Genomic DNA, 11,891 nt, shown 5'->3' on the forward strand with positions numbered 1-11,891 from the left:
CATTAAGTTATTCTTTATTTATAGGTCGGCAATAATTGCTTATTGTGGCAAAGACATAATTTTTGTTTTTGCCACAAAGATGTCAATACATTGAGTTGACTTCAAACCCCAGTGTTCAGTAAACTTAAAAAGGACATGGGGGTGCAAGCTGTGAATTTGCCGCAATTATTAATATCTATGGTTCTATTTCTTATTTTATTTTTTGGAATAGGATTTCTGTTAAATATGGTTTTACGTTCTACATGGGTAATGGCTTTTATATATCCAATTATTGTAATTTTAATTGTTGACAACGTTAGTTTCTTCGAATATTTTACTGCACCGCTTACATCATTGTCGAAGTTAGGGTCTGATTTACTTGCGCTGCATTTTGTTGATATTTTAGTCTTAACAAGTGGATTTATCGGTGCAATCATTGCAGGAATAGTCATAAAGATGCTACGCGTAAGAGGATATCAAATGTTTTAAAAGGATATCTCAAAGGTCAAAGAACGGACCTTTGAGATATCCTCTTTTTATTTCCGAATTATTTCCGGGGGTCAGACCCCTCTTTAGTGCTTTATTCCGATAAAGTGTTTCGTTTTCTGAAATGTTCATCCAACTTATTTGTATAAGTTTCAACTTCTCTGGGGATGCTGAATTCAAGAGAGGAGTGAAATTTTGTGGTAAGCATGATAGCAGTTGGTCGCAGAGTGTTAATGAGCGGCCTATTTGTAGCAGCGTTGTTTACAACATTTCAAACTTTTTCTGGTGTGAGTGCTACTGAACTACAACATTGGATGATGAATAACTTGGAAAATGAACGTGAAGAGCTACTACATACAGCTAGGAACAATGGGTTCAAAGGGACTGCGCTTAAAGCAAGGTCAATGCCAGCTGTAAAAACAGAAGAACAATTGATGTCACAAGACGTCGTTGAGTCAAAGTCTGTTTCTTTGGAGGAAGCCATTGATTGGTCTCAATATCCTTCACATACAGTTGTGGCAACAGGTTATACGGCAGGCTATGAGTCGACAGGCAAAAACCCTGGAGATCCAAGTTACGGCATTACGTTTTCTGGGATACAAGTGAAGCGCGACGTTTACTCCACTATTGCAGCAGACCCAAATGTGTATCCGATTGGTACAGTTTTGTTCATCCCAGGATATGGTTATGGGGTAGTTGCTGATACCGGATCTGCGATAAAAGGAAATCGAATTGACTTATATTATGAAACGGTAAATGATGTTTTCAATCAATGGGGCAAGCAAGAAGTTGAAGTGTTTGTCGTGAAAACAGGTGATGGTAGTCTGTCTGAAGAAGAGTTTAAAAAATTGAATGATGATGAAGCTGTCCAAGTGTTTCGTAATCAAATGTTTGATTAAACAATTTTGTAAAATGACGTGTTAACTGATTGAAGTTCAACACGTCATTTTTTTCATTCGTACTTAGTCAACCTCGAGGTCAACCTCGAGCAAGGGATCAAGTTCGTCATCCAATGGCATCACAGTAGGATGCAAAATGGCTGCTAGTTTTTTTAGGCCTAACAATAGACGAGGAGAAGGACGGCAGTAGAGTGGTTCTTCTAAAATATGAACTTTATTTGTTTGGAGGGCATTCAAGTTTGGCCAATCGGGTCGTTTCCAAAGTAGCTCTGGCTTTACTTTATCTGTCTGAACACCGACCCAGGCTAAACAAATATGGTCAGGTTTGTGATGGGCCACATCAGACCAGTCAGTTTGTATACTAGCCTTGTCTACATTGTGATAAATATTTTTTCCTCCAGCTAACATACTAATTTCAGTTAACCAATTTTTCCCTCCTGGAGTGAACACAGGTTTAGGCCACCATTCCCAATACAGGCTACAACGCTCGACTAGTTTTGCCCTTTCTTGATATGTATGTATAAAGCTTTCGTACTTGTGAACAACTTTTTGTGCTTTTTCTTCTTTGTTCGTTCGTTTACCCAAATCAAGAAGATTATTTTTAATGTCCTCTAGTGAGTTCGGGTTATACACAACATGGGGAATGCCTCTTTCTTGTAATTGTTCAACATTCCGTTCCATTCCAGGTACACTAAGTGAAGCAAGTACAAGGTCAGGCTTTAGTGCTTCAACTTCATCGATTCGAATGGAGAGGTCAGGTCCTAATCTTGGTAAGGTATTGATTGCTTTTGGCCAATCTGAGTAATCATCAACACCAACTAAATTTGGTGTTAGGCCTAAGTAAGCAACGAGCTCTGTATTGCTTGGACATATTGAAATAAGTCTCATTTATTAACTCCCTTCTCGTAATGATTAAAAAAAGTATTAGTGAATGATTACATGCAACGTTAATGTTAGGAAAATGCCAAGTAGTGCACCGAAAAAAACTTCGATTGGTTGATGACCGAGTAGCTCTTTTAATTCTTTTCTTTTTTCCGTTTCTTCTTTTTGAGGCCACGATTTCACTTCAGCAACAAGCTTATTAAAATCGGTAACAAGTTGATTAATGACAGTTGCGTGGTAACCAGCATGACGCCTTACACCAGTTGCATCAAACATGACAATGATGCCAAAAACAGCGGCAATTGCAAAGACGGAAGAATCTAAACCAAATTCAAGAGCAATAGCTGTGGACAAAGCGGTAACAGCAGCTGAGTGTGAACTTGGCATTCCACCAGTACTTGTTAATAGGGACCATTCCCATTTCCTCGTTGCTATAAAAGCAAGGGGAACTTTTACGAATTGAGCAAATCCAATGGCAAACAATGCTGCCCATAAAGGGAAGTTGTGAAAAATTTCCATGATTACGTCCTTTCCTGTAAAGCAATTGAGATACTTAGTTTTTATTCCTTGCAGTGTTCATTATTAAAATTTTTTAGTTTTCGTTAAAAATAAAATGAATATGAAAAGCCAAAAATATTATGAAAGTAATCATAGATATGAGGCTAATCTTAGAGGGGATTGCGTTTCTCATTATATCATAAAAAGAGATTTAGTTAGGTTAGTGTTCGTTAATAGACCACATTTTATTGATATGTTATCATTTCGCTTATCGAAATAAATGAGAAAGACATGTATAATAAATGACGGGATACTAAATAAGGAGTGATATAGATGTTTAAAACTTTACCGGTGTTTCAAAGTGAAAATAAGCATAATGTACTTATAATAGGCATTTTTGAGGAAGCACCCCTTCATCCTGAAGTTGAAAAGGTCAATAACGAACTTCATAAGCAAATTTCGAAGCTTAAAAAAATGAAGAAAGCAAAACTTGGTGAAAGAACCATTCTTTATACTATGGATAACATGAACTCTGAAACTGTTTATGTAGTAGGGCTTGGGAAAAAAGAAGATTCAACGACTGAAACAATTCGTGAAGCAATAGCTAGTGCTAGTCAGCAGTTAAAAAGGGACAAGATTAAAAAGGTCGCTTTCTTAGTTGAGAGTTTTGTAAGTGAATCAGTCGATAAAAATGATGCAGCTGTCTTAATCGGCGAGGCTCTTGCCCTTGGTACGTATACCGTATTAGATTATAAGGAAAAAACAAATGAGGTCGATGTGAACATAGAAGAAGTCGTTTTGTATGGAGAAGAGGCGGGCCTAAAAGAAGCTGCGCAAGTTGGTTTTACATATGGACAAGGCGCTAATCGGGCTCGTAAGCTTGTAAATACACCAGGAAACTTGATGACACCGACAGATTTGGCGGAAGAAGCAGTTGCATTAGCAGAAAAACATGGATTTGAGTATGAAATTCTTGAACGTGAAGAAATGGAGAAACTAGGAATGGGAGCGTTACTTGCGGTAGCAGCGGGAAGTGACCAGCCTCCTAAAATGATTGTCCTAAAATTTAGCGGCAATTCTAGTTCAGATGAAATCATCGGTTTAGTTGGAAAAGGCTTAACATTTGATTCAGGTGGTATCTCAATCAAGCCACGTGAAAATATGCATCAAATGAAAATGGATATGGGGGGAGCCGCGGCTGTTCTTGGTGCGATGGACATTATCGGTACGGTGAAACCAAATGTCAACGTTTTAGCTGTTATCCCATCTTCAGAAAACCTATTAAATGGTTCAGCACTAAAACCAGGTGATGTTATAACTTCGTTAAGCGGCAAGACGATTGAAGTTCGTAATACCGATGCTGAAGGACGTTTAATTTTAGCTGATGGAATTACATATGCCAAACAGCTAGGTGCAACATCAATCATTGATGTAGCGACACTTACTGGAGCGGTTATTATTGCTCTTGGTGATTGTACAACAGGAGCTGTGACGAATAATGAAGAGTTATTGGAGGAAGTATTAGAAGCATCAGTTGAAACAGGCGAATGGATCTGGCGTCTGCCGAACTACGCTCCATACAAAAAAATGCTCAAAACAAGCGACGTTGCTGATTTAAATAATGCACCAGGACGCCAAGCAGGAAGTATTACGGCTGGTTTGTTTATCGGTGAATTTGCTGAAGAAACGCCATGGGTACATCTTGACATTGCAGGAACGGCGTGGCAATCAAAAACTTCTAACCTTGGACCTTTAGGTGGCACAGGAGCAATGGCAAGAACGCTTGCGCAAGTTGTCATAAACAAAGAAGGCTAACAAAAAGAACGTCATATGGAATTATGCACACAACTATAGAATTAGGATGAAAGAAGGGGTAATAAAAAAATAGGAGCCAACCTTTTTTTATAGCTAAAAAGTGAATTCGCCCTCCAAGCAATGTGAGGAGCTGTTGCCCTTTTTTGAAAAGCCTGTGCTATGAGCGGGTTTCTCATAGCAGGCGCACAGCATGCGGAGCCATTGCTACTTAATCGAGGGCACTGAAAAAGGTTGGATTGTACCTTTTTCAGTGCCCCCTCTTTTTTTGAGGTACATCAGACGTGCATTTAGCCTTGTGATTAAGCCTTTCTTCCTATGAGTGTCGAGCATTTCAGAATATACAAGCGTTGTTTAGAGGATTAGGCTATATGAGTGTTGTTAGCTAGGTAGATGGGCAAATATGCAAATTTAGGAAAGAACAAGCCTACATATCACGTTTGAGATGGGAACTTTCTTCCAGTATGATTATGGTACTTGGTGTTTTTGCACTATTTTATGTAATTTGATAATTCTGTAAAAAGAGGGGGGGAGACCACTCATTGAAGGCATTGCGAACGCTAGACCGATGGATCGTCAAATTAGAAGAACATATTTTAAGCTATTCGATTATTTTAATAGCGATTATGGTTGTGGGCAATGTGATAAGTCGGGCAGTCGTAGGTTCAAGTTGGGCCTTTCACCAGGAAGTAAGTAGGTTTGCTGTCACGGTTGCTACCTTTATGGGGATTAGCTATGCCGCTAGGAAAGGTAGACATATTAGCATGTCTGCGTTTTATGATTTAGCACCGTATCCCATTCGAAAAGCACTTGCAATCTTTATACCGGCTTTAACAGCAGTTGTTCTCTTTACGTTGTCTGTGTTTGCATATGGGTATTTCATGTCCCTTGTTGAGTCAGGGCGGGTTACCACAGCTATGCAAGTACCTGTCTATTTATTTGCCATGTTTATACCAGTCGGGCTTGTACTTGGAGGTATACAATTTTTGCGCAATATGTGGGTGAATATTAAAGAGAAAGAAGTATACTTGGCTCAAGAAAAAAAGGATTATTCATAGAAGAATTAGCTTACAAAGTATGAATCAATGAAACTAAATAAAGACTGCGAGGAAACTGAGAATGATAGCAACTATGTTAACGATTATGATCGTTTTGCTTATATTAGGGTTCCCGATGATGATTCCAATGATTGCAGCATCAATCGTCGTAGTACTTTTCTTTATGCCAAACGTCGATCCAATGTTTCTTGTACAACAGATGATGGAAGGGATATCATCTTACGTTCTACTAGCGGTTCCGCTGTTTATCTTTGCAGCTGATATTATGTCTACGGGAAAAACATCGAAACGGCTATTAGACTTTGTTGGAGCGTTTGTAGGGCATTTGCGCGGGGGATATGCGATCACTACAGCTGCGGCGTGTACGTTGTTTGGTTCAATCTCTGGCTCTACACAAGCAACCGTTGTCGCGATTGGTACACCAATGCGGAAACGGCTCTTATCAGTTGGATATAAAGATTCGAGTGCTATTGCCTTAATTATTAATGCGAGTGATATTGCGTTACTAATCCCTCCAAGTATTGGGATGATCATTTATGCACTAGCAGCACCACGCGTGTCTGTTGGTGACCTATTTATTGCGGGGATCGGACCTGGACTTTTAATCTTTGGGATGTTTGCCATCTACAGCTATATTCATGCAAAAATATATAACATACCAAGGGCTAAAAAATATTCTTGGAAAGAACGTTGGAACGTAACAGTTAAGGCTCTTTTTCCTTTAGGGTTTCCTGCTATTATCGTCGGTGGGATTTATTTTGGGATCTTTAGTCCAACTGAAGCGGCTGGGATTTCTGTGTTATATGCATTGATTTTAGAGCTCCTCATTTTTAGAACGATAAAAATTCCGGATGTTCCGCGAATTGCTTTATCGACGGGACTTGTTACGTCAGCTGTCTTCATTTTGGTGGCAGCAGGGCAAGCTTTTTCATGGCTTATTTCTTATGCAAGAATCCCGCAAATGCTGACAGAGACTGTTTTAGGATCTGATCCAACAGCTTTACAAGTATTGTTGATCGTTGCCATCTTTTTTTTCATCGGCTGTATGTTTGTCGATCCAATTGTCGTCATTTTAATTTTAACACCCATTTTTTATCCGGCTGCAATGTCAGCAGGTGTAGATCCTATTCACTTAGGGATTGTCATTGTATTCCAAGCGGCTTTAGGATCAGCCACGCCGCCATTTGGGGTCGATATATTTACCGCCAGTGCGGTATTTAACAAGTCGTATTTAGATGTCATAAAAGGAACACCACCGTATATCGTGATGCTACTCATCGCGTCGGTGCTTATTATACTATTTGAGGAAATCTCACTTTTCTTGTTGTAGAGAGTTCCTAAAAAATAGAGTACTAAAAAAAAACAGGGGGTATTTGATGTTTTTTAAAAAAAGAGGTTGGAAATCATTTGCTGTAGCAGGAGCTTTAACATTGGCTCTAGCTGCATGTGGTAGTGAAGATGCAGGAACAGACGGAAGCACAGTTGACGAAGGTGCAGGAGATGATGGAGCTGCTGCTGAAACTTATAACTGGCAGTTTGTAACGGAAGAAGTACAAGGTCAAGTTCAATATGAGTATGCAGCAGAATTTGCTGAATTGATTAATGAAAAATCTGATGGGCAAATCAACATTGACGTATTTGAGTTTGGTCAACTTGGTAGTGAGGTGGATCAGGTTGAGCAACTTCAAAATGGAATCGTAGAATTCGCAATTGTATCTCCTGGATTTACAGGTGGTATGGTAGCAGAAGGTCAAGTATTCGCTCTTCAATTCTTGTTCCCAGATGATCAAGAAGTAACACAAGAAATTTTAAACACAAGTGAAGCATTAAATACTCATTTAGCTGGGATGTACGAGGCACATAACATTAAGCCGTTAGCATTCTTCACAGAAGGTGCAATGCAATGGACTGGAAGCAGCCAACTACGTACACCAGCTGATTTTGAAAACTTTAAAATGCGTACACAAGAGTCACCATTAATTATGGAATCTTATCGTGCTTATGGTGCAGATCCATCTCCACTTAGCTGGTCTGAATTGTATACATCACTTGATCGTGGAGTAGTAGACGGACAAGAAAACCCAATCTTCTTTATCGAAGATGCATCTTTCCATGAAGTACAAGATCATATGACGATTTCAAACCACAACAACTATGTAGCGATGACAACAGTAAACCCTGATTTCTATAACGGTTTACCAGAGGATATTCGTGCATTGATTGATGAAACCGTTGAAGAAATGCAGCCTAGAGTGTTTGAAATGCAAGCTGAAATGAACGATGCATTATTAGAGTCCATTGAAAATGATACAGCTAATCCGACCGAAGTTTACGAGTTAACAGAAGGAGAGCGTGAAGCTTTCCGTGAGCTAGCGTTACCAGTTCGTGACTTTTTCCGCGATGAAGTTGTCGGTGACGAAGGCCGTAAAATGCTAGAATTACTAGAAGAAGAAATTGCAGCACATCAATAATAAGTAAACGAAAAGACTGTTGAGTAGTGAACTCAACAGTCTTTTTGCGTTTCTATTTGTTTACTTGCAAAATAGTTAAAAAATAGGCTTATGTTCCATTGACTATACATCTGTATTAGTGTACTATTTAATTAATACACTAATACGGTTTTAAAAAAAAGGAGGTCATAGTATGACTGCATGGGTAAGTTTATTTAAAAAAGAAATGAGATTAGGGTTGTCAGCTTTATTAGGGCCTATTATTGCATTTTTGATTTCGGTCATTATTGCAGCATATCTAGGTTCGCGTTATGACGTTGCGTGGGAAGCTGTTGTGGCAGTAGGTTTATTCGCAACAGGGATTCAAGTATTTTATTTAATTTATTACATGTTAAATAGTTTGCATGTGGAAAGGAAAAAGTTACATCTATGGCTTCACAGTACAATGCCTGGTTACGGACTTCTTCTAGCCAAGTTATCAGCTGGCTTGCTATCAATGCTAATCACGCTAGTTATTACTGGAACAACGCTGTTAATAGCAATGAATAATTCCGTAACTATTTCTGAGCAATTGAAAATGATTAATGTAACAAGTGCTGGAGTACTAGGTGGGATTCATCTCATTCTACTAGCAGTGAGTTTTGGGATATTTACTATATTTTATAGGATGATTTACTTATTATTTACTCGATATTTAGGTTCATTCTTAAGTTTTTTAGCGACTCTTGGCATTTTCATAGGAACCTCATTTGTATATAGCTGGTTTAAAATGACTGCGCTATATGAGGTATTAACAAATTGGGGAGAGGTGCACCTTACAGGCATTACAGAAAGCATAAACATTACAACAAATATGGAAAATGGAACAGAAGTGACAACGGAGGTAGGGAATATAAGTCTGTACTTAGGTGCTTACCTCTTTGAGACGGTTATCGTAGTCGTCCTATTCGCAGTCGCCTGTTGGATGCTAGATCGAAAAGTAGAGGTGTAAGATATGACAGATATGTTCCAATCATCACAACCGATATACAGTCAACTTGCTGAAAGAATAAAAAAACAAATTTTGCGTGGTGAGTTAAAACCCGGTGACAAGCTTCCATCAGTTCGAGAAATGGGGATTCAAGCAAGCGTAAATCCTAATACGGTACAGCGGACATACCGAGAGTTAGAGGGGATGAAGATTGTGGAAACAAAGCGAGGTCAAGGAACGTTTGTTACTGAGAATGAGCAAACATTACATGAAATGAGAGAGCAGCTTAAGGAAGTTGAGATTTCAGCGTTTGTAAAAGGCATGCATGAAATGGGATATGTTGATGATGAAATCGAAGCTGGTCTTAAAGCTTTTTTGAAAAACGGCAAGGTGGTGGAATTCGATGATTAAACTGCACGAAGTGACGAAGAGGTTTATTAATAAAGTTGCACTTGTGGATGTCGATCTTGAATTATCAAAAGGGAAAATCATAGGTCTTGTTGGAGAAAACGGTAGTGGGAAATCAACAACTTTAAAATTAATTGCAGGTCTTTCTCATCCAACAAAAGGTTACGTAACTGTTAATGGGAAAAAGATTAGTCGGATTGCAAATCAAGTGTCGTATCTCTCAGAGTTAGATGAATATTATAATTTTTATAATGTAGGCCAAACTATTGATTTCTACGCGTCGCAGTTTTCCGATTTCAATTTAGAAAAGGCGGAGGAAATTCGTACATTCATGAATTTGGACCGTGGAGCAAAGCTTAAGCATCTTTCCAAGGGGAATCGAGGACGACTAAAAATCGTATTAACCCTTTCAAGAGATGTGCCCGTTATTTTAATGGATGAACCACTTTCTGGTCTCGATCCAATGGTACGAGATTCTATTGTAAAAGGTTTGATTTCCTTTATTGATTTAGAACGTCAAGTCGTGTTAATTACGACACATGAAATAAGAGAGATTGAAGCGATCCTTGATGAAGTTGTTTTGATTAAAAATGGGAAGATCCTTGGTCATAAGAACGTTGAACAACTTCGTATAGAAGAGAATATGGGAATTGTCGATTGGATGAAAAAGATTTCTGGATAGTTTAGCAACTTAAAATGGTAAATATTTTTCAACCCTCGTTTGCTTTTAAGCTCACTATATTAGTGGGCTTGTTTGTTATTAATAGGTACTTTACCTCTTTCTAAACAAAAGAACTCCCATTGACAATATAGCAATATAGTGATAGTTTAGTTGAGTACTTTAATATATTAGTGATTTAGCAAAGTAAAGGATTTGAGAAAATGAATGCAGTTCTAATAGCGGTTCTTGTTATGTTAATACTTAGTCTAGTTCGTGTCCATGTGGTCATTGCACTTGCACTTGGAGCGCTAACCGGGGGACTACTTGGAGGCTTAGGTTTTTCACAGACGATTGATGTGTTTACTGATGGCTTAGGTGGAAGTGCGACGGTAGCTCTCAGTTATGCACTCCTAGGGGCGTTTGCTGTTGCGATTGCCCGTACCGGTTTGCCGGATGTCATGGTTGCATGGGTGATAAAGCTAGTTGGACGAAATGAAGATTCAAGAAAAAAAGCTCTTTCAAAAGCACTTATTTTCTTTTTATTAGCGGTCGTTTCTTGTTTCTCTCAAAACGTCGTACCAATTCACATCGCCTTCATTCCTATTTTAATTCCACCAATCCTAAAAATCTTAAATGAATTAGGAGTGGACCGACGTGCAATTGCAACAATCTTAACGTTCGGATTAACAGCCCCATATATCTTCTTACCGTATGGATTCGGTTTGATTTTCCATGGGATCGTTGCAGATAACATGAAGGAAAATGGCTTAGTGATTGCTCTTTCTGATATACCTAAAGCGATGGCGTTACCTACACTAGGGCTTGTTCTAGGGCTACTCATTGCCATTTTTATAACATATCGAAAAAGCAGACAGTATGAGGACCGTCCTATTGTAGGAGCGCCTGTAAATCAACAAGTATTTACAAAGTGGTCTGTCATTGCTGCCCTTATTGCGATTGTTGCCACTCTAATTGTACAGCAGCTTTCCGATTCTATGATTATCGCAGCTCTTGCGGGGCTTGTTGTGCTTCTTTTAAGTGGGTCATTAAAGTGGAAGGAAGCAGATAGTGTCGTTACAGAAGGAATGAAGATGATGGCATTTATCTCTTTTGTTATGCTTGCTGCTTCAGGGTTTGCAGCTGTCATCCGTGAAACGGGGCATGTAGAGTTACTCGTCACACAAGCAGCGAATATCGTCGGAGAAAGTCAAGCCGCTGCGGCATTATTAATGCTTGTCATAGGTTTGTTTATAACAATGGGGATAGGGTCCTCTTTTGCAACGATTCCAATTATTGCTACATTGTTTGTCCCGCTTGGTCTAGCTGCTGGATTTTCACCATTAGCCATCATTGCTCTAATCGGTACAGCAGGGGCGTTAGGAGATGCTGGAGCTCCAGCATCAGATAGTACACTAGGACCATCAGCCGGATTAAACGCCGATGGCCAGCACAATCATATATGGGATACATGCGTACCAACATTTTTACACTTCAACATACCACTATTCATCTTCGGCTGGATCGCCGCAATGGTGCTATAGAGTTAATAGAAAAAGGGCGGTTTTCCCTTTTTCTATTAACTCGAAGCATTGAGCGGAGCCGTCGTAAAGGTTTTAAGCCTAAAGGAACGCTCTTCTCCTTTAGGCGCACGACGAGTGAAGCCAATGCACACGAGGACCGCTCTATTTAAGGAAGGGCGGTTTTCCCTTTTTCTATTAACTCGAAGCATTGAGCGGAGCCGTCGTAAAGGTTTTAAGCCTAAAGGAACGCTCTTCTCCTTTAGGCGCA

General features: G+C 39.2%; 12 protein-coding genes. 10 read left to right on the forward strand and 2 right to left on the reverse strand.

Translation table 11 applies throughout. The features are described 5' to 3' along the window. Positions 1 to 150: 150 nt before the first annotated feature. Together SAY88_RS18595 and SAY88_RS18600 are read left to right on the forward strand one after the other, a co-directional pair. The gene (locus tag SAY88_RS18595) at positions 151 to 468 is read left to right on the forward strand and encodes a YuiB family protein (protein WP_332633651.1); all 318 of its coding nucleotides are present in this window, start codon (positions 151 to 153) and stop codon (positions 466 to 468) included. A 203-nt stretch (positions 469 to 671) separates the two neighbouring features. Further along, complete coding sequence (locus tag SAY88_RS18600; RefSeq protein WP_332633664.1) at positions 672 to 1,364, forward strand: 3D domain-containing protein; 693 nt, start codon at positions 672 to 674, stop codon at positions 1,362 to 1,364. Between the two features lie 63 nt (positions 1,365 to 1,427). Here the strand turns inward: SAY88_RS18600 and SAY88_RS18605 are convergent, their stop codons facing one another. Continuing rightward, entirely contained in the window at positions 1,428 to 2,252 is an 825-nt protein-coding gene (locus SAY88_RS18605; protein WP_332633652.1) for a cobalamin-binding protein, read from the reverse strand. 36 nt (positions 2,253 to 2,288) lie between these two features. Then, the gene (locus SAY88_RS18610) at positions 2,289 to 2,765 is read right to left on the reverse strand and encodes a divergent PAP2 family protein (protein WP_332633653.1); all 477 of its coding nucleotides are present in this window, start codon (positions 2,763 to 2,765) and stop codon (positions 2,289 to 2,291) included. Positions 2,766 to 3,077: 312 nt separating this feature from the next. On the opposite strand from SAY88_RS18610, the gene SAY88_RS18615 reads away from it, so the two are divergent. The 8 genes from SAY88_RS18615 (at position 3,078) to SAY88_RS18650 (ending at position 11,644) form a co-directional block, all read left to right on the forward strand. Further along, a complete protein-coding gene (locus SAY88_RS18615) occupies positions 3,078 to 4,559 on the forward strand; it encodes a leucyl aminopeptidase (RefSeq protein WP_332633654.1) in 1,482 nt (493 codons plus the stop codon). A gap of 539 nt (positions 4,560 to 5,098) precedes the next feature. Next, positions 5,099 to 5,614: a TRAP transporter small permease gene (locus SAY88_RS18620; RefSeq protein ID WP_250097792.1), complete on the forward strand. Its 516-nt coding sequence runs from the start codon at positions 5,099 to 5,101 to the stop codon at positions 5,612 to 5,614. A gap of 61 nt (positions 5,615 to 5,675) precedes the next feature. Next, positions 5,676 to 6,944, forward strand: a complete 1,269-nt coding sequence (locus SAY88_RS18625) for a TRAP transporter large permease (protein ID WP_332633655.1) — start codon at positions 5,676 to 5,678, stop codon at positions 6,942 to 6,944. A gap of 46 nt (positions 6,945 to 6,990) precedes the next feature. After that, positions 6,991 to 8,085: a TRAP transporter substrate-binding protein gene (locus SAY88_RS18630; protein WP_332633656.1), complete on the forward strand. Its 1,095-nt coding sequence runs from the start codon at positions 6,991 to 6,993 to the stop codon at positions 8,083 to 8,085. A gap of 172 nt (positions 8,086 to 8,257) precedes the next feature. Beyond that, positions 8,258 to 9,055, forward strand: coding sequence for a hypothetical protein (locus SAY88_RS18635; protein WP_332633657.1), 798 nt, complete (start codon positions 8,258 to 8,260; stop codon positions 9,053 to 9,055). A 3-nt stretch (positions 9,056 to 9,058) separates the two neighbouring features. After that, the gene (locus tag SAY88_RS18640; RefSeq protein WP_250097788.1) at positions 9,059 to 9,445 is read left to right on the forward strand and encodes a GntR family transcriptional regulator; all 387 of its coding nucleotides are present in this window, start codon (positions 9,059 to 9,061) and stop codon (positions 9,443 to 9,445) included. After that, positions 9,438 to 10,124 carry an ABC transporter ATP-binding protein gene (locus tag SAY88_RS18645; RefSeq protein WP_332633658.1) on the forward strand — a complete coding sequence of 229 codons (687 nt, stop codon included), beginning with the start codon at positions 9,438 to 9,440 and terminating at the stop codon, positions 10,122 to 10,124. The genes SAY88_RS18640 and SAY88_RS18645 overlap by 8 nt, the downstream gene beginning before the upstream one ends. Before the next feature lie 200 nt (positions 10,125 to 10,324). Next, the gene (locus SAY88_RS18650) at positions 10,325 to 11,644 is read left to right on the forward strand and encodes a Na+/H+ antiporter family protein (RefSeq protein ID WP_332633659.1); all 1,320 of its coding nucleotides are present in this window, start codon (positions 10,325 to 10,327) and stop codon (positions 11,642 to 11,644) included. The last annotated feature ends 247 nt before the right edge of the window (positions 11,645 to 11,891 follow it).

It is taken from the genome of Halalkalibacter flavus (assembly GCF_036663575.1).
GTDB lineage: Bacteria > Bacillota > Bacilli > Bacillales > Bacillaceae_D > Halalkalibacter > Halalkalibacter flavus.